The following is a 17315-nucleotide window of genomic DNA, read 5'->3' as shown; positions in this document are numbered from 1 at the left end:
TCTCAGGGCCGCTGGCGGGTGTAGACTTAATGCTTTGCTAACTCCGGACGGAAAGTGTAATGAGCTACCGCGTAATCGCCCTTGACCTCGACGGCACCCTGCTGACCCCAAACAAAACCATCCTGCCAGAATCCCTTGAAGCCTTAGCCCGCGCGCAACAGGCTGGCGTTCAGGTGCTGATCGTCACCGGTCGCCATCACTGCGCGATTCACCCGTTTTATCAGGCGCTGCAGCTGACAACGCCTGCCATCTGCTGTAACGGCACTTACCTGTACGATTACCAGGCGCAACGGGTGCTGGCGGCCGATCCGCTGGAGAAAAGTCAGGCGGCGCGGGTGATTGAGATGCTTGATCAGGAGAATATTCACGGTCTGCTGTACGTTGATGATGCGATGCTGTACCAGGAAGCGACCGGCCATGTAACGCGCACCCTCAACTGGGCGCAGTCGCTGCCGGAAGCGCAGCGCCCGCTGTTTGTGCAGGTGCCGAGCCTGGCGCAGGCGGCGCACGACGCGCAGTCGATCTGGAAATTTGCCCTGTCGCATCCGGATACCCGCGCGCTGCAGCAGTTTGCTGAACGCACCGAACGCGAGCTGGGTCTGGCGTGTGAATGGTCGTGGCACGATCAGGTCGATATCGCTCAGGCCGGCAACAGCAAAGGCAAACGCCTGGCGCAGTGGGTGGCGAGCCAGGGTCTGAGCATGCAGGACGTGCTGGCGTTTGGCGACAATTACAACGATCTTAGCATGCTGGAGCAGGCCGGGCTGGGCGTGGCGATGGGCAATGCCGATGACGCCATCAAAGGACGCGCGCGCAAAGTGATCGGCACCAACCTTGAGCCGGGCATTGCGCAGGTGATCTACCAGGAAGTGCTGTAACGCCAGGCTGATCGCGGCACAAGGCATCAGTCAGGTTAACCCGAAAAAAGCGCGAAAAATCGCGCCGCTACAGAAGGTGCAACGGATGATTACTGCAGCGGTACATGGCACATCCGGTAGCGGCGCGATTAATCGCGCTGATCCGCAGACCGGACGTACCGCGCTGTCGTCCGGTTTGTGTTACGCGGTAATCGACACGCTCTTGATCTGCGCATACAGCCACTGGTCGGGCCGGATATTCAGCTCGTCGCGCGCCCACGGTGAAATGCGCGCCCACAGCTCGCTGACGCCGATGCGCAGTTTCACTTCGACCTGGTCGTCCAGCTCCAGCAGTTCCACCACCTGCGCCGGTAAAATATTGCGGATCGAGGTATTTTGCGGCGGCTGCAGCGCCAGCGACACGTCCGCCGAGGCGATACGGATGCGCAGTACGCTTTTCACCGGCTGATTCACCCGGCTGACCCAGATGTGCTGATCGCCAAGCGACAGCGCGGTCATCGGGTAATCCGGATGCTGCTCCAGCACCTGCACGCGCAGTACGCTGCTGCGCTCGGCCGCCGGCAGCCAGGGCCGCATCGCGCTGCTGCCCCACACTTTTTCCAGCGCGCCGAAGGCTTTGACGTTACCGTTATCCAGCACCAGTACCTGATTCGCCAGCTGGACAATCTCCTCCAGGCTGTGGCTCACGTACAGCAGCGGAATCTCCACCTGCTTCGCCAGCTTCTGCAAATAGGGCATCAGCTCGCGCTTGCGTGGCAGATCGAGCGACGCCAGCGGTTCGTCCATCAGCAGGATATCCGGCGCGCTCAGCAGCGCCCGGCCCATCGCCACGCGCTGCTTTTCGCCACCCGACAGCGAGGCCGGATAGCGATCCAGCAGCGCATCCAGTCCCAGCAGCGTCACCAGCGCCCCGAACTGCGCCTTCATTTTAGGCGCCATTCCATACTGCAGATTGCCGCGCACGCGATAATGGGGAAACAGGCGCGCATCCTGAAACACGTAGCCGATGCGGCGTTTTTCCGGCGGCAGATTGATACCGCTGTCGCGGTCAAACAACAGACGATCGTTAAGCGCAATCTGGCCGCTCTGCGGCTGCGTCAGACCGCTGATGGCATTGATTAATGAGGTTTTTCCTGCACCGGACACGCCAAAGATCGCGGTGATGCCGCTGGCCGGAATCTCCACATCGACGTTGAGCTGATGCTCACCGAGCTGTTGCGCAATGTTGATTTTCAGCATCAGGCCGCTCCCAGCCGCTTGCGGCCCCAGCGCGCCAGCAGCTCTGAGGCCACCAGCGACAGCAGCGCCAGCGCAATCGCCACCGCGCACAGCCGCGCCGCAGTGCCTTCCGCGCCGGGCGTTTCAATCAGGGTAAACATGGCTGACGGGATGGTGCGGGTTTCGCCGGGAATGTTGGAGACAAAGGTAATGGTGGCACCAAACTCACCGAGCGAGCGGGCAAACGCCAGCACGGTGCCCACGATGATGCCCGGAAAAGTCAGCGGCAGCGTGATGGTGAAAAACACCCGCCAGCGGCCCGCGCCTAAGGTCCGCGCCGCCTGCTCCAGCCGGCTGTCTACCGCTTCCAGTGCCAGACGAATGGCGCGCACCATCAGCGGAAACGCCATCACCGCGGAGGCCAGCACCGCACCGCGCCAGCTGAAGGCGAAGGTGATACCGAACCAGTCATACAGCCAGCTGCCAATCAGGCCGCGCCGGCCCAGCGTCAGCAGCAGCAAATAGCCCACCACCACCGGCGGCAGCACCAGCGGCAGGTGAATCAGGCTATCGAGCAGGGTTTTGCCAGGAAAGCGACAGCGCGCCAGAATCCAGGCCATCAGGATGCCAAACGGCAGGCTGCACAGCACCGCCACGCAGGAAACTTTCAGGCTGAGGAACACGGCCTGCCATTCGGGATCGCTCAGTATCATCTCTTCGGCGTAAATCCATACTGTTTAAACACGGCAGCGGCATCCGGCCCCTGCAGATAGTCATAGAAGGCCTGCACCGCTGCGTTCTGGTGATCGCTGACCACCGCCATCGGGTACTCTACGGGTTTGTGACTCGCTTCGGGGAAGCGTCCGACCACCTGCACCTTATCACTGGCTACCGCGTCGGAACCGTACACGATGCCATACGGCGTTTCGCGGCGCTCCACCAGCGCCAGCGCGGCACGCACGTTGTTAGCCGGTGCGAGCTGTGAAGACAGCGTGTCCCACGCGCCCAGCTTTTGCAGCGCTTCTTTGGCATAAATGCCTGCCGGCACGTGATCCGGATCGCCCACCGCCAGGCGCTCGCCCTTAAGCAGGTTCTGCCATGGGGTCTGCGCATTGATGGTCACCGGCTGCGCGTTAGCGCTTTTTGCCGCCACCAGCACCAGATCGTTGCCCAGCAGCGTGTAGCGCGTACTGCCGATCACGCTGTTTTTCGCCACCGCATCGTCCATCCACTGCTGATCGGCAGAGATAAACAGATCCGCCGGGGCGCCCTGCTCGATTTGCCGCGCCAGCGTCGACGAGGAAGCGAACGAGGATACCACTTCAACGCCGCTTTTTTGCTGATATTGCGTGGCAATCTGCTGCATCGCATTGGTCAGCGAGGCCGCGGCGAACACGGTAATTTTCTCCGCCGCCAGCGCCTGACCCGACAGCGACACGGTGACCACGGCCGCGGCCGCCCAGCGATAAAGCGTATTTTGCATAGAGAGCTCCAGGTTACGTTATATAGTTGATAATACAACGCGAGCCTTAAAGCTGTCATGAGCTTTATATCGGCAAAAACGGCGGAAAGTTAAGGGCAAAACGCCCGCAGCGTGCGGGCGTTAAAAATCAGTGGTGTGAGCTATTGGCGGGACGGTCGTCGCGGCGGCCAAATTTAGAGATGACGTTAAAGACTTCACCCAGGCCGTAAATCAGACCCAGCATAATCGCCATCACGATGGGCACCATGATGATGGCGACCGCCAGGCTTTTTAACAGTTCCAGCATGGAAACCTCGCGCAAAGAGTAAAAAAGTGATTGTAACGGCTGGAGAAAAAAAGGCACTGCCCTTTTCGTGCTTTTACTTTAGGCCTTACAATTGGCGCATTCACCTAAGGAGCTGACATGCAGGCAGAACTCTCTCTTCACATCCGTCTTCAGCAGAAACTGTTTGCCGATCCGCGCCGTATCGAGCTGCTCAGGCGCGTGCAGGAAACCGGCTCCATCAGCCAGGGCGCCAGACTGGCGGGCATCAGCTATAAAAGCGCCTGGGACGCCATCAATGAGATGAATCAGCTGGCGGATCAGACGCTGGTCGAACGCGCGACCGGCGGCAAAGGCGGCGGCGGTGCCCGGCTGACGCGCTACGGCGAGCGATTAATTCAGCTGTTTCAGCTGATGGAACAGATCCAGCAAAAAGCCTTTGACGTGCTGCAAAACGATAGCCTGCCGCTCGACAGCCTGCTGGCGGCGATCGCCCGCTTTTCCCTGCAAACCAGCGCGCGCAACCAGCTGTTTGGTACTGTGCAGGCGCGCGATCGTCAGCAGGTACAACAGCATATTGAGGTACTGCTGAACGACGGCGTGACGCACCTGCAGGTGGCCCTGACCGAACGCAGCGCGGAGCGGCTGCAGCTCGACAGCGGTAAAGAGGTGCTGGTGCTGATCAAAGCGCCGTGGATCCGCCTGACGCCTGATGCCGCCGAGGGCGATAATCAGCTGCCGGGCGTTGTCCACACCATCGAACCCGGCGAAACGCAGAGTGAAGTGCTGATTGCGCTGGCAGGCGGTGAAATGCTGTGCGCCACCGTCCCCAGCCAGGTGCTTCGCCAGCATAATCTGCAGCCCGGCAGCGCCGTGACCGCCTGTTTTAATGCAGAACACGCCATCATCGCCACACTGCTCTGATCTGGCCGCCATGATTTGACTTCATTTCGCTGGCTCGCTACAACTGAGCGACTTGATGCAGAAAACGGAACAAATCATGGCCTCATTGCAAATTTCGCAAGGCATATTTCACCTGAGCGATAGCCGTACCCTGACCCTGCCGGACTTGACCCTGCACAGCGGCGAAAGCTGGGCCTTTGTCGGTGCCAACGGCAGCGGTAAATCTTCGCTGGCGCGCGCGCTGTCCGGCGAGCTGACGGCGGCAAAGGGCGAGCTGCGGCAGGATTTTCAGCGCCGCACCCGTCTGTCGCTGGAGCAGCTGCAACAGCTGGTGACGCAGGAGTGGGAGCGCAACAACACCGATCTGCTGAGTGAAGGCGAAGATGACACCGGCCGCACCGCGCTGGAGATCATTCAGGATGAAGTAAAGGATGAGGCGCGGGCGCAGGCGCTGGCCCAGCAGTTTGGCATCAGCGCTTTACTGACTCGCCGCTTCAAATACCTTTCCACCGGCGAAACGCGCAAAACGCTGCTGTGTCAGGCGCTGATGGCGCAGCCGGATTTGCTGATCCTCGACGAACCTTTTGATGGTCTGGATGTGGCATCGCGCGCCAGCCTTGCCGATACGCTGCATCAGCTGCATCGCGACGGCTACACCGTGGTGCTGGTGCTGAACCGCTTTGACGATATCCCGGATTTTGTCCAGCAGGTCGGCGTGCTGGCGGAGTGCACGCTGACGCACGTGGGCGCGCGCCAGGCGATTCTCGCCGAAGCGCTGGTGGCGCAGCTGGCGCACAGCGAACGCCTGCAGGGCATGGCGCTGCCGGAGCCGGACCAGCCGGATCAGCTGCCGCAGCTGGCGGCAGATGCGCCGCGCGTTATCCTGCGCAACGGCGTGGTGTCGTATAACGATCACGCGGTGATCGACGGCCTGAACTGGCAGGTCAATCCCGGCGAGCACTGGCAGATCATCGGCCCCAACGGCGCGGGTAAATCGACCCTGCTCAGCCTGGTCACCGGCGATCATCCGCAGGGCTACAGCAATGATTTAACGTTGTTTGGTATTCGCCGCGGCAGCGGTGAAACCATCTGGGACATCAAGCAGCATATCGGTTACGTCAGCAGCAGCCTGCATCTGGATTACCGCGTCAGCTGTAACGTGCGTACGGTGATCCTTTCAGGCTTTTTTGATTCGATCGGTCTGTATCAGGCGGTATCGGATCGGCAGAAAGCGCTGGCGCGCCAGTGGCTGGCGCTGCTTGGCATGGACAATGCGCTGGCCGATGCGCCGTTTCATAGCCTGTCGTGGGGCCAGCAGCGGCTGGTGCTGATTGCACGCGCGCTGGTGAAGCACCCGACGCTGTTAATCCTGGATGAACCGCTGCAGGGGCTCGATCCCATTAACCGCCAGCTGGTGCGCCGCTTTGTTGATGTGCTGATCGGCGAAGGCCGTACCCAGCTGATGTTTGTGTCCCACCACGCCGAAGACGCGCCGCAGTGCATCACCCACCGCCTGAGTTTTGTAAAACAGGGCGCGGGCTATGCTTATCAGCAGGAGGCGTTGCGTTAGTTTTCATTGATGAGCGGGTCGCCATCCATGGCGACCCGGCGATAACAGTACGCACCTGACAGATTTCCTTCCCTAAAAATGTAACCGCTACCACTAGCCTGCCGCATTATTCAGCAAATGCTACGCATAAACCCACAAAATGAGAATCGTCACCTTGTGTAAACGATACCATTTATCCAGACTGGATCACGCTTTCAGCGCCACCGTTATGCTACGTTGAAGGCAGTGATTTTCTTCTGTTTGCCGATTACCAGGACTTGTTATGCAAAAATTTAACCCGGTCGATCATCCGCATCGCCGCTATAACCCGTTGATCGATCAATGGGTGCTGGTGTCACCGCATCGCGCCAAACGTCCGTGGCAGGGTGCGCAGGAGACGCCGGCGCTGGAGCAACTGCCCGCACACGATCCGGACTGCTTCCTGTGCGCCGGTAACACCCGTATCACCGGCGACAAAAATCCCGATTACAAAAGCACTTACGTGTTCACCAATGACTTCGCCGCGCTGATGACCGATACGCCGGACGCGCCGCAGAGCGATGATGTGCTGATGCGCTGTGAAGGCGCGCGCGGTACCAGCCGGGTGATCTGCTTCTCACCGGATCACAGCAAAACCCTGCCCGAACTGCCGCTGCACAACTTGCAGGACATCGTGCGTACCTGGCAGGAGCAGACCGCTGAACTCGGCCAGCACTATCCGTGGGTGCAGGTGTTTGAAAACAAAGGCGCAGCCATGGGCTGCTCGAATCCGCATCCGCACGGTCAGGTGTGGGCCAACAGTTTTCTGCCGAATGAAGCGCAAAAAGAGGATGACAATCAGCGCCGCTACTTTGCCGATAAAGGTACGCCGCTGCTGGTGGATTACGTAGCGCGCGAACTGCAGGACGGCAGCCGTACCGTGGTCGAAACCGATCACTGGCTGGCGGTGGTGCCGTGGTGGGCGGCCTGGCCGTTTGAAACCCTGCTGCTGCCTAAAACGCACGTGAAACGTATTACCGATCTCAGCGAGGCGCAGCGCACCGATCTGGCGCTGGCGCTCAAGCAGCTCACCAGCCGTTACGACAATCTGTTCCAGTGCTCGTTCCCGTATTCTATGGGCTGGCACGGCGCGCCGTTCAACGGCGAAGCCAACGATCACTGGCAGCTGCACGCGCACTTCTATCCCCCGCTGCTGCGCTCCGCCACGGTACGAAAATTTATGGTTGGCTACGAGATGCTGGCCGAGACCCAACGTGATTTAACGGCGGAACAGGCAGCAGAACGTCTGCGCTCTGTCAGCGCTATCCATTTCCGCGAGGAACAATAAATGTCTTTAAAATCGATCACTCAACAGGTTTTCGCTGACACCTTCGGCTACGCGCCGAGCCACAGCATTCAGGCACCGGGCCGGGTGAACCTGATCGGCGAGCATACCGATTACAACGACGGCTTCGTGCTGCCCTGCGCCATTGACTATCAGACCGTGATTGCCTGCGCCCGCCGCGACGATCGCCAGGTGCGCGTGGTGGCGGTGGATTACGACAATCAGCAGGATAGCTTCTCGCTGGATGCGCCGATTGAGCCGCTCAGCGAACCGATGTGGGCCAATTACGTGCGCGGCGTGGTGAAACATCTGCAGCAGCGCGACGCCAGCTTTGGCGGCGTGGATATGGTGATCAGCGGCAACGTGCCGCAGGGTGCCGGTCTCAGCTCGTCCGCCTCGCTGGAAGTGGCGGTGGGCACTGTGTTCCAGCAGCTGTATCAGTTGAAGCTCGACGGCGCAGCGATTGCCGTTAACGGGCAGGAAGCGGAGAACCAGTTTGTTGGCTGCAACTGCGGCATCATGGATCAGCTGATTTCAGCGCTCGGCCAGCAGGATCACGCCATGCTGCTGGACTGCCGCACGCTGGGTACGCGCGCCGTATCCATGCCGGAGGATGTCGCGGTGGTGATCATCAACTCGAACTTCCGTCGTAATCTGGTGGGCAGCGAATACAATACCCGCCGCGAGCAATGCGAAACCGGTGCGCGCTTCTTCAACAAAAAGGCGCTGCGCGACGTGACGCTGGAGGAGTTTGCGGCGGCAGAACAGCAGCTCGATCCGCTGGTGGCCAAACGCGTGCGTCACGTGATCACCGAAAATGCCCGGACGCTGGAAGCGGCGGACGCGCTGAGCAGCGGCGATCTGCAACGCATGGGTGAGCTGATGGCCGCCTCGCACGCCTCAATGCGCGACGATTTTGAGATCACCGTGCCGCCCATCGATCAGCTGGTGGAGATTGTTAAAGCGGAAATCGGCCCGCGCGGCGGCGTGCGTATGACCGGCGGCGGCTTCGGCGGCTGTATTGTCGCCCTGATGCCAACCGATCTGGTCGATCAGGTGAAAGCGGCGGTGGCGCAGCAGTACGAAGCGCAGACCGGCATCAAAGAGACCTTTTACGTATGTAAAGCCTCAGCAGGAGCCGGCCAATGGTAAGCGACGTCAACTCTCATGCGCCGGACGGCCAGCCGTGGCGCATCACCGTGCTGCGCAACCGCAACGGCATGGTCGCCACCTTTATGGACTGGGGCGCCACCTGGCTGTCGGCGCGCGTGCCGATGCAGGACGGCAGCGTGCGCGAAGCGCTGCTCGGTTGCGCCACGCCGTCCGACTATCTGCATCAGGATGCTTATCTCGGTGCCACCATCGGGCGTTACGCGAACCGCATCGCCTTCGCTGAGCTGAAGCCGCTTAACCGGCTGCTGGCGGCCAATCAGGGTCCGCACCAGCTGCACGGCGGGCCGCAGGGTTTCGACAAGCGCCGCTGGCAGATTCTCAGCCAGAGTGACAGCGAAGTGCACTATCGTCTTGATTCGCCGGACGGCGACCAGGGCTACCCCGGCAATCTGATTGCCGATGTAATTTACCAGCTCGATGACGATAACTGCCTGTCGATTCGCTATGAAGCGCAGACCGATCAGGCCTGTCCGGTCAACCTGACCAACCATGCTTACTTCAACCTTGATGCGCATCATGGCGACGCGCGCCAGCATCGCTTACAACTGCAGGCCGATCGTTATCTGCCGGTGGACAGCGCAGGCATTCCCAATGCGCCGCTGAAAGCGGTAGACGGTACCAGCTTTGATTTCCGCCAGCCGAAACGCGTGGCGGATGAGTTCCTGGCCGATGACGATCAGCGCGCGGTGAAAGGTTACGATCACGCGTTTCTGCTCACCACCGCCGGTGACAGCAGCCAGCCTGCTGCGCAGCTGTGGTCAGCGGACGACAAACTTAGCGTGAGCGTGTTCACCGCCGCGCCGGCGCTGCAGTTCTACTCCGGCAACTATCTGGAGGGAACGCGCGCCCGTGAACAGGGCAGCTATACTGCTTTCCAGGGCATCGCTCTGGAGAGTGAGTTTTTACCGGATTCGCCCAACCATAGCGAGTGGCCGCAGCCTGATTGCTGGCTGCAGCCCGGCGACACATGGCACTCCGTGACGCGTTATCGCTTCACCCCGCACTAAGCGCCGGTTGAAAAACGCGCACTGCGGTGCCGACAGGCTTACGCCGTGCGCTGTTTTCCGCTATGGTATGGCGCTATCAGTGTGCCGCTGAAATCAGCGGCCGCAGCCGGTTTCTATCATCATCGAAACATTAAGCATTAAGGAGTAAAGCTATGGCCGTAACTAAGCTGGTTCTGGTGCGCCACGGCGAAAGCCAGTGGAATCAGGAAAACCGCTTCACCGGATGGTACGACGTGGATCTGTCCGACAAGGGTCGCACCGAAGCCAAAGCAGCCGGTCAGCTGCTGAAAAAAGAAGGTTTCGTGTTTGATTTTGCCTACACCTCAGTGCTGAAGCGTGCCATCCACACTCTGTGGAACGTGCTGGATGAGCTGGATCAGGCCTGGCTGCCGGTCGAGAAAACCTGGCGTCTGAACGAGCGTCACTACGGCGCGCTGCAGGGTCTGGACAAAGCGGAAACCGCCGCCAAATACGGCGACGATCAGGTGAAACAGTGGCGCCGCGGCTTTGCCGTTACGCCACCAGAGCTGGATCGTAACGACGAGCGTTTCCCGGGCCACGACCCGCGTTACAAATCCCTGACCGACGCGCAGCTGCCAACCACCGAAAGCCTGGCACTGACCATCGATCGCGTGATCCCATTCTGGAACGAGAGCATTCTGCCGCGCATCAAGAGCGGTGAGAAAGTGATCGTTGCCGCGCACGGTAACTCACTGCGCGCGCTGGTGAAATACCTCGATAACATGAGCGAAGATGAGATCCTCGAACTGAACATCCCAACCGGCGTACCGCTGGTGTATGAGTTCGACGAGAACTTCAAGCCAATCAAACATTACTATCTGGGTGATGCCGACGAGATCGCAGCGAAAGCCGCCGCCGTTGCTAACCAGGGTAAAGCGAAGTAAGTTCACGCTGAAACGCAAAAGGCCAGACACGAGTCTGGCCTTTTTTTATGCCGTGCGCTGCCGTTAGCCGCGACGGGTTTTGATCGCCTGCGCCAGCTGACGCAGCGCTTTTTCCGTGTCGTCCCAGCCAATACAGGCGTCGGTGACGCTCTGGCCGTACACCAGCGGTTTACCGCTGTCGAGGCTCTGGTTGCCTTCCACCAGGTGGCTCTCAATCATCACGCCGGTAATCGCCTGCTCGCCGCCAGCAATCTGCTGTGCCACGTCTGCGGCCACCACCATCTGACGCTGGAACTGCTTGCTGCTGTTGGCGTGGCTGAAATCGATCATCACCTGTGGACGCAGGCCCGCTTTTTCCAGCCCGGTTTTCACCGCCGCAACGTGCTCCGCACTGTAGTTTGGCTCTTTGCCGCCGCGCAGAATGATGTGGCAATCTTCATTACCGCTGGTTTCGACAATCGCCGAATGACCATATTTGGTGACCGACAGGAAACAGTGCGGCGCGCTGGCAGCGCCGATGGCATCGATCGCCACTTTGATGGTGCCGTCGGTACCGTTTTTGAAGCCGACCGGACAGGAGAGCCCGGAGGAGAGCTCGCGGTGCACCTGCGATTCGGTGGTGCGCGCACCAATCGCGCCCCAGCTCATCAAATCCGCCATGTATTGCGGCGTGATCATGTCGAGGAACTCACCGGCAGCCGGCAGTCCGGTGTCGTTGATATCCACCAGCAGCTTACGCGCCAGGCGCAGGCCGTCGTTAATCTGGAAGCTACCGTCCATGTAAGGATCGTTGATCAGCCCTTTCCAGCCCACCGTGGTACGCGGTTTTTCAAAGTACACGCGCATCACCACTTCCAGCTCACCCTTCAGCTCCTCGCGCAACGTCAGCAGGCGAGCGGCATACTCTTTGGCTGCCTGCGTATCGTGGATGGAGCATGGCCCAATCACCACCAGCAGGCGGTCATCTTCACCGTGCAGAATGCGGTGAATGGCCTGGCGGGCCTGGGCAACGGTTTGAGCAGCGTTATCGGTGGCGGGGAATTTTTCCAGCAGCGCAACAGGGGGCAGTAACTCTTTGATCTCTCTGATGCGTAAATCGTCGTTCTGGTAATCCATACTTATTCCATTCAAATTTCTGGCCCTGCGTACGCCGGGCGCAACCCGTCCAATGTATCCCTTCAGGCACCAGGTGTAAATTATGTCCTGTGCGCCAATGGCTCGCTCAGATTTGCATTTATTCGTTTATGAACTAAGCTTTTTAAACGTAAGCACTGAGGAATGAGGTGCTTTCGCTATTTATATTCATGCCGAACACTCATGACGGAATTAAATTCCGTCGCGGCACGCTTTTTTCGTCAAACAGCACCAGCGGGTGTCACGCGGCAACTATCCATTTATTACAGGAGCATAATGATGAATAAGTTTGCATTGATCTTTCTGACGGCAGCGATGACTTTGGGCAGCGGCGCAGCACTGGCTGCGGATAACAACAACGGTCAGGCGAATGCGTCAGCTGAAGCCGGCGCAGCCGCGGGCGGCGCGAAAGAGAATCTGCCGCCAAATAATGTCGATAATAGCAACATTAATAACGGCAGCATGAACTCCAACGGTGCCGCGACTTCTGGTACCACCTCTGGCAATATGTCGGCCAGCCAGGAACACAAAAATACCATGTGTAAAGATGGTCGCTGCCCGGATATGAACAAGAAAGTTGAAACTAAGGAAGGCGGTGGTCACGTCAAACATAAAACTGACGGCACCACGCAGTAATCCACGCGGAGCGTGATGCAGGGCGAGCTTCGGCTCGCCCTGTTGTTTTTCCCCTGCCCTATTTCCGCTATGCTAACGCTATGAAATTCACAGGAACTGTTTCATGGCCGCGCTGCTGCTTATCGATGATCACCCTTTAGTTGAAGTCGCGCTGGAAGCGGCCTGCCTCAACGCCCCTATTCCATTACAGCTGTACGCCGCCGGTGACGAAGCCCAGGCGCGCCAGCTGCTGCAACAGCATCATATTGACCTGATTGTGCTGGATATCGGCCTGCCAGATAGCGATGGTCTGGAGCTGTTGCGCCGTCTGCGCGCGCGCCATCCGCAGTGTCCGGTGCTGATTTACTCGGCCCAGCAGAGCCGCCACACGCTGCTCAGCGCCGCCTCGCTCGGGGCGGCCGGCTATGTGGTGAAGAGTCAAAGCATGGCGCAGTTGCTGAGCGCGATTCTGGCGGTGCTGGGCGGCCAGCAGGCGTTTCCGCCGCTGCCGGAGCGCATTGCGCTACCGCTCACGGAGAAAGAGCAGCAGATTGTCGCGCTGCTGGTGCGCGGGCTGTCGAATATTCAGATTGGCGAACAGCTGCACATCAGCAATAAAACCGTCAGCACCCACAAAAAAAATATCCTTGAGAAGACCGGTGTGCAGTCGGTAGTCGAGCTGGCAGAACTGTGGAAAGCGCAGCAGTGACACGCTGGCTGCTGCTGTTCGCGCTGTTTTTCAGTCTGCTGGCGCGCGCCGGATTGCAGCCCGCCAGCAGCGTGATGCTGCCCGCCATGATGCCCGCGCCGCACGCCGAGCCGTGGCCGGGACCGGTGCTGCGCGTGGCGGTGCCGGCGCAAAACAGCGCGCCCTGGGCGATGCGCATCGGCGATCGCATCTGGGGCATTGATGCCGACTATCTCAGCGCCCTCAGCCAGCTGAGCGGCAGCACATTCAGCCTGCACGGCTACCCTGACTTTGCCGCCCAGCTGGCGGCGCTGCAGCGTGGCGACGTGGATATGGTGCTGAGCACCCGCCAGCGCGATCTGCCCGCCGACGTACTGACCAGCGAGAGCTGGTTCACCAGCCCGATGCGCATCTACCGCAATCGCGACAACCAGCGCGCGGTGATGTTCAACAGTGACAACGCTCAGCTGACCATCGCCGCCGACACGCTGGCGCAGCTGCCGCAAACCTTTGCACATCGCCACCGCTGGCAGACGCTGCCCGGCAATTTACAGGCGCTGTATGCGCTGCTCAACCAGCAGAGTGACTATCTGGTGGCCGATGAAGCCAGCGCCGGTTTCCTGCTCAGCCAGCTGCAGCAGGGACAGATTTATCAAATCACCGCCGATCCCGGTGCCGGCGAGCTGTCGCTACGTGCACTGACGCGCGATCCGGCGCTGATTGCCTGGCTCAACCGCCAGCTGCGTTTGCTGCCAGCGGAGTTCAGCAATCGCGTGCAGCAGCGCTGGAGTCCACCGCTGCTGCGCTATCAGGATACGCAAACCCTGATGCTGACGGGCGAAGAGAAACAGTGGCTGGCGCAGCAGGATGCCATCCCTTATGCCGCCGAGAGCGATAACGCGCCATGGAGCTATCGCGATGCCAGCGGCAACGCGCGCGGCTTCGGTATTGACCTGCTTAACGCCCTGAGCCAGAGCACCGGTCTGCGTTTCACGCCGCGCTGGGTCAATAATCCGCAGCAGGCCGCCAGTCTGTTGCAGCAGCAGCAGGTGATGCTCAACCTGTTACAGCCGCTGTACGGGGACGATGCTAACCGCACCGCGCTGCCGGTGTGGCGCGCCATCTGGGGCATTTACACGCTGTCCGACAGGCAGCCGATGGGCTGGTCCGCGCTGCACGCTCAGCGCGTCGGCGTGCTGCGTGGCGATCTGGCGCAGCGTCTGCTTCCGGCTGAGATCGCGCCCCAGCTGTTCGACGATCGCGCCCAGCTGTGGCAGGCCCTCAACACTGGCCAGATTGATGCAGTGGTGGATAACGTGCTGTCGGCGCGCTGGCGCATGGCCAGCCATGAGGGCAACCGCGTGCATCTCGCCTTTGTGGCCAGCGATATCGCCTGGCCGCTGGCGCCGCAGGTGAGCGCACAGCAGCCGCAGCTGAGCGCCCTGCTCGACCATGCGCTGCAGCAGATTCCGGCGGATACGCTGAACCAGATGCGCGTCAGCTGGTCGCAGCCGCCGCAGCCCGGCACCACCATGACGATGCGCAATGTGCCGCTGCTGATTTTGATTGCGGCCGCCGTGATCATCCTGTTGTTGCTGGTATTGCTGCTGCGCCGCTATCTGCAGCAGCGGCGTGAGCGGTTACAGCGCGAGCAGGCGGAGCGCGCCAATGCCGCTAAAAGTCAGTTTCTCGCCACCGCCAGCCACGAGCTGCGCACGCCGATGCAGGCGATACTGGGCCTGCTGGAGCTGGAACAGCAGCAGCATCCCAGCGCGCGGCTCGATGTAATGCACAGCAGCGCCCGGTCGCTGATGACGCTGCTGAACGATTTGCAGGATCATGCGCGTATCGAGAATCACAGCTTCCGCCTGACGCCGCGCCCGCTCGATCTCACGCTATGGCTACAGCAGCAACAGCAGTTTTACCACCCGCTGATGCGTGATGGCGGGCCACAGCTGCACGTAGCGGCGTTGACCCCGCTGCCGGCCAGCGTGATGCTCGACAGCGATCGCCTGCAGCAGGTGGTGAACAATCTGGTGGCCAATGCGCTGAAATTTACCCGCCACGGCGAAATCCGCCTGACGCTGGCGGTCACCGGGGATATCGCGCTGACGGTGAGCGACAGCGGCAGCGGCATTCCGCTCAGCGAGCAGGCGCAGCTGTTTGAACCGTGGTATCAGGCGCCGTCGGGCAAGCGCCATGCGGTGCAGGGCAGCGGCCTCGGGCTGTTTATCTGTCGCGAGATTGTACAGCGCATGGGCGGCACGCTGTCGCTGCACTCCGCACCGCAGCAGGGCACCACGGTGAGCGTGCGCCTGCCGCTGGAACCCTGTGCGGCGACGGCGGCGGATGACGCCACGCACTGGCCGCACTATCCGCAGCTGCGCGTGGCGATTGTCGACGATCACCCGACCAATCTGCTGGTGATGCAGCAGCAGCTGGCGAGCTTTGGCATTACTGCGGCGGTGTTTGAGGATGGCCGCGAACTGCTGCGGGCCGATGCGCAGCAGCCGTTTGATGTGCTGTTTATTGACCAGATGATGCCGCGCCCGGATGGCCTGACGCTGCTGCGCATCCTGCGCCGCCGTCAGCGCCAGCGCGTGCAGCCTGCGCTGCGCATACTGTGCTCTGCCGACGTACAGCTGCTGAAACTGCCGCTGCAGGCGCACGAAGCGCAGCTGGTTAAGCCGGTGACTCTGCGGGACATTGCACCGTTGCTGGCGCAGGCAGTGCGCGATCCGCTGCAGGTGCTGCCGGACAGCCTGCAGATTCTGGCGCAGCACAATCCGGCTTTCATTCCGCGTATTTGCCACACCCTGCAGCGTACGCTGCAGCAGGATCGTGATGCGCTGCTGCAGGCGAGCGCGGCTGCAGACTGGCCCCAGCTGGCGCGCGCGGCGCACCGCCTGAAAGGCAGCTGGCTGATGCTCGGCATTGACGACGTGGCCGCCCGCTGCCAGCAGCTGGCCGACGCGGCAAAACAGCATCAGCCTGACCGTGACAATCTCAATTTACTGATATCATTAACGAACAGGCTACTTAACCAACTGGAACGTTATGGCACACACTCATTCTCACAGTGAGCACGGTGGCAACCGCACGCGTCTCGCCGCCGCGTTTGGCGTCACCGCGCTGTTTATGGTTGCTGAGGTCATCGGTGGACTGGTGTCCGGCTCGCTGGCGCTGCTGGCCGATGCCGGACATATGCTCACCGACGCCGCCGCGCTGCTGATGGCGCTGCTGGCCGTGCAGTTCGCCCGGCGTAAACCGAATGCGCGTCACACCTTTGGCTTACTGCGCCTCACCACGCTGGCAGCGTTTGTGAACGCGATCGCGCTGCTGGTGATTACCGTCCTGATCGTCTGGGAAGCGCTGCGCCGTTTTTACCAGCCCGAGCCGATTGAAGGCGGCCTGATGCTCGGCATCGCCATTGCCGGCCTGCTGGCGAATCTGCTTTCATTCTGGCTGCTGCATCGCGGCAGCGAAGAGAAGAATCTCAACGTGCGTGCCGCCGCGCTGCACGTGCTGGGCGACCTGCTGGGTTCGGTGGGTGCAATCGTGGCGGCGGTGATCATCATGCTGACCGGCTGGACGCCGATCGATCCGATTCTGTCGCTGCTGGTGGCGTTGCTGGTGGTGCGCAGCGGCTGGGCGCTGCTGCGCGAGAGCCTGCACGAGCTGCTGGAAGGCGCACCGACGCATATCGACGTGGATAAGCTGGCGCGGGCGCTGACGCGTCAGATTGATGAAGTGCGCAATGTGCATCATGTGCATGTGTGGCAGGTGGGCGAAAAGCCGGTATTGACGCTGCACGTACAGGTGATTCCGCCGTACGATCACGACGGCCTGCTGCGACGCATTCATCAGTATCTGCACCAACATTATCAGATCGCCCATGCCACGGTGCAGATGGAGTATCAGCCCTGCGTCGGCCCGGACTGCGAGTTATGCGAGGAGAGCGACACGCAGCACGAGCACGCAGCGCTGGGAGGCCACGCGCATCACCACCACTAATGGGACAGCGCGCGCGAACCCTGTTCCCGTGCGCTCTGCATCCACAGGCGCGTGCCGTTCAGCGCGATCAGCGTCAGAATGGCGTACTCCAGCGCCATGGCATACACGCCCTGACGCGCAAAGATCATCACGCTGATAACGTTGATCACCACCCACAGCAGC

Annotated in this window: 17 protein-coding genes; 11 read left to right on the top strand and 6 right to left on the bottom strand. The window is 60.8% G+C overall.

Translation table 11 applies throughout. The features are described 5' to 3' along the window. Window positions 1-59: 59 nt before the first annotated feature. Window positions 60-878, top strand: coding sequence for a pyridoxal phosphatase (locus ERD80_RS10555; RefSeq protein WP_136546840.1), 819 nt, complete (start codon window positions 60-62; stop codon window positions 876-878). A gap of 180 nt (window positions 879-1058) precedes the next feature. On the opposite strand, the gene modC is transcribed toward ERD80_RS10555, so the two are convergent. The 4 genes from modC to ERD80_RS10535 all read right to left on the bottom strand — a co-directional run bounded on the left by modC (window position 1059) and on the right by ERD80_RS10535 (window position 3865). Next, window positions 1059-2117 (bottom strand): molybdenum ABC transporter ATP-binding protein ModC, encoded by a 1059-nt coding sequence (gene modC, locus ERD80_RS10550; protein ID WP_021508508.1) that lies wholly within the window; start codon window positions 2115-2117, stop codon window positions 1059-1061. Continuing rightward, a complete protein-coding gene (gene modB / locus ERD80_RS10545) occupies window positions 2117-2809 on the bottom strand; it encodes a molybdate ABC transporter permease subunit (RefSeq protein WP_021508509.1) in 693 nt (230 codons plus the stop codon). Before modB ends, modC begins: the two co-directional genes overlap by 1 nt. Then, a complete protein-coding gene (modA, locus tag ERD80_RS10540) occupies window positions 2806-3579 on the bottom strand; it encodes a molybdate ABC transporter substrate-binding protein (RefSeq protein ID WP_136546838.1) in 774 nt (257 codons plus the stop codon). The genes modB and modA overlap by 4 nt, the downstream gene beginning before the upstream one ends. A gap of 127 nt (window positions 3580-3706) precedes the next feature. Further along, window positions 3707-3865 carry an AcrZ family multidrug efflux pump-associated protein gene (locus ERD80_RS10535; RefSeq protein WP_021508511.1) on the bottom strand — a complete coding sequence of 53 codons (159 nt, stop codon included), beginning with the start codon at window positions 3863-3865 and terminating at the stop codon, window positions 3707-3709. 117 nt (window positions 3866-3982) lie between these two features. Between ERD80_RS10535 and modE the strand changes: the two genes are divergently transcribed. The 6 genes from modE to gpmA all read left to right on the top strand — a co-directional run bounded on the left by modE (window position 3983) and on the right by gpmA (window position 10702). After that, window positions 3983-4765, top strand: a complete 783-nt coding sequence (gene modE, locus ERD80_RS10530) for a molybdenum-dependent transcriptional regulator (protein ID WP_136546836.1) — start codon at window positions 3983-3985, stop codon at window positions 4763-4765. A 76-nt stretch (window positions 4766-4841) separates the two neighbouring features. Then, on the top strand, window positions 4842-6314 hold the full coding sequence (gene modF, locus ERD80_RS10525; protein ID WP_136546834.1) for a molybdate ABC transporter ATP-binding protein ModF: 1473 nt from the start codon (window positions 4842-4844) through the stop codon (window positions 6312-6314). A 262-nt stretch (window positions 6315-6576) separates the two neighbouring features. After that, window positions 6577-7620, top strand: coding sequence for a galactose-1-phosphate uridylyltransferase (gene galT / locus ERD80_RS10520; protein WP_136546832.1), 1044 nt, complete (start codon window positions 6577-6579; stop codon window positions 7618-7620). Continuing rightward, window positions 7621-8769: a galactokinase gene (galK, locus tag ERD80_RS10515; protein ID WP_058781271.1), complete on the top strand. Its 1149-nt coding sequence runs from the start codon at window positions 7621-7623 to the stop codon at window positions 8767-8769. Further along, window positions 8763-9797: a galactose-1-epimerase gene (gene galM / locus ERD80_RS10510; RefSeq protein WP_058757860.1), complete on the top strand. Its 1035-nt coding sequence runs from the start codon at window positions 8763-8765 to the stop codon at window positions 9795-9797. The genes galK and galM overlap by 7 nt, the downstream gene beginning before the upstream one ends. A gap of 152 nt (window positions 9798-9949) precedes the next feature. Further along, window positions 9950-10702: a 2,3-diphosphoglycerate-dependent phosphoglycerate mutase gene (gpmA, locus tag ERD80_RS10505; protein ID WP_010616013.1), complete on the top strand. Its 753-nt coding sequence runs from the start codon at window positions 9950-9952 to the stop codon at window positions 10700-10702. A gap of 63 nt (window positions 10703-10765) precedes the next feature. Here gpmA and aroG read toward each other — a convergent pair whose 3' ends face one another. Continuing rightward, on the bottom strand, window positions 10766-11818 hold the full coding sequence (aroG, locus tag ERD80_RS10500) for a 3-deoxy-7-phosphoheptulonate synthase AroG (protein WP_021508517.1): 1053 nt from the start codon (window positions 11816-11818) through the stop codon (window positions 10766-10768). 297 nt (window positions 11819-12115) lie between these two features. Here aroG and ERD80_RS10495 point away from each other — a divergent pair, with 297 nt between their 5' ends. The 4 genes from ERD80_RS10495 to zitB all read left to right on the top strand — a co-directional run bounded on the left by ERD80_RS10495 (window position 12116) and on the right by zitB (window position 17153). Continuing rightward, window positions 12116-12472, top strand: a complete 357-nt coding sequence (locus ERD80_RS10495) for a YbgS-like family protein (RefSeq protein WP_211145581.1) — start codon at window positions 12116-12118, stop codon at window positions 12470-12472. A 103-nt stretch (window positions 12473-12575) separates the two neighbouring features. After that, window positions 12576-13160 carry a response regulator transcription factor gene (locus tag ERD80_RS10490; protein ID WP_021508519.1) on the top strand — a complete coding sequence of 195 codons (585 nt, stop codon included), beginning with the start codon at window positions 12576-12578 and terminating at the stop codon, window positions 13158-13160. Further along, the gene (locus tag ERD80_RS10485) at window positions 13142-16222 is read left to right on the top strand and encodes an ATP-binding protein (protein ID WP_136546830.1); all 3081 of its coding nucleotides are present in this window, start codon (window positions 13142-13144) and stop codon (window positions 16220-16222) included. Before ERD80_RS10490 ends, ERD80_RS10485 begins: the two co-directional genes overlap by 19 nt. Continuing rightward, window positions 16197-17153: a CDF family zinc transporter ZitB gene (zitB, locus tag ERD80_RS10480; RefSeq protein ID WP_136546828.1), complete on the top strand. Its 957-nt coding sequence runs from the start codon at window positions 16197-16199 to the stop codon at window positions 17151-17153. The genes ERD80_RS10485 and zitB overlap by 26 nt, the downstream gene beginning before the upstream one ends. Here zitB and pnuC read toward each other — a convergent pair. Beyond that, window positions 17150-17315: nicotinamide riboside transporter PnuC (gene pnuC / locus ERD80_RS10475; protein WP_211145580.1), on the bottom strand; the 166-nt coding region annotated here is incomplete at its 5' end. The two genes, zitB and pnuC, sit on opposite strands and share 4 nt — an antisense overlap.

Origin of the sequence: Pantoea sp. R102 (assembly GCF_004916815.1) — a bacterium.
Lineage (GTDB): Bacteria > Pseudomonadota > Gammaproteobacteria > Enterobacterales > Enterobacteriaceae > Pantoea > Pantoea dispersa.
Note: the sequence above shows the minus strand (reverse complement) of the source record. Positions and strands in the feature narration are given on the sequence as shown.

What these genes read in the sequence shown, in the direction of transcription:
- galK (WP_058781271.1), top strand. Translation starts at nt 7,621, where the DNA reads ATGTCTTTAAAATCGATCACTCAACAGGTTTTCGCTGACACCTTCGGC.
- ERD80_RS10535 (WP_021508511.1), bottom strand. Translation starts at nt 3,865, where the DNA reads ATGCTGGAACTGTTAAAAAGCCTGGCGGTCGCCATCATCATGGTGCCC.
- modF (WP_136546834.1), top strand. Translation starts at nt 4,842, where the DNA reads ATGGCCTCATTGCAAATTTCGCAAGGCATATTTCACCTGAGCGATAGC.
- zitB (WP_136546828.1), top strand. Translation starts at nt 16,197, where the DNA reads ATGGCACACACTCATTCTCACAGTGAGCACGGTGGCAACCGCACGCGT.
- galT (WP_136546832.1), top strand. Translation starts at nt 6,577, where the DNA reads ATGCAAAAATTTAACCCGGTCGATCATCCGCATCGCCGCTATAACCCG.
- ERD80_RS10495 (WP_211145581.1), top strand. Translation starts at nt 12,116, where the DNA reads ATGAATAAGTTTGCATTGATCTTTCTGACGGCAGCGATGACTTTGGGC.
- gpmA (WP_010616013.1), top strand. Translation starts at nt 9,950, where the DNA reads ATGGCCGTAACTAAGCTGGTTCTGGTGCGCCACGGCGAAAGCCAGTGG.
- modC (WP_021508508.1), bottom strand. Translation starts at nt 2,117, where the DNA reads ATGCTGAAAATCAACATTGCGCAACAGCTCGGTGAGCATCAGCTCAAC.
- aroG (WP_021508517.1), bottom strand. Translation starts at nt 11,818, where the DNA reads ATGGATTACCAGAACGACGATTTACGCATCAGAGAGATCAAAGAGTTA.
- ERD80_RS10490 (WP_021508519.1), top strand. Translation starts at nt 12,576, where the DNA reads ATGGCCGCGCTGCTGCTTATCGATGATCACCCTTTAGTTGAAGTCGCG.
- modB (WP_021508509.1), bottom strand. Translation starts at nt 2,809, where the DNA reads ATGATACTGAGCGATCCCGAATGGCAGGCCGTGTTCCTCAGCCTGAAA.
- modE (WP_136546836.1), top strand. Translation starts at nt 3,983, where the DNA reads ATGCAGGCAGAACTCTCTCTTCACATCCGTCTTCAGCAGAAACTGTTT.
- modA (WP_136546838.1), bottom strand. Translation starts at nt 3,579, where the DNA reads ATGCAAAATACGCTTTATCGCTGGGCGGCCGCGGCCGTGGTCACCGTG.
- galM (WP_058757860.1), top strand. Translation starts at nt 8,763, where the DNA reads ATGGTAAGCGACGTCAACTCTCATGCGCCGGACGGCCAGCCGTGGCGC.
- ERD80_RS10555 (WP_136546840.1), top strand. Translation starts at nt 60, where the DNA reads ATGAGCTACCGCGTAATCGCCCTTGACCTCGACGGCACCCTGCTGACC.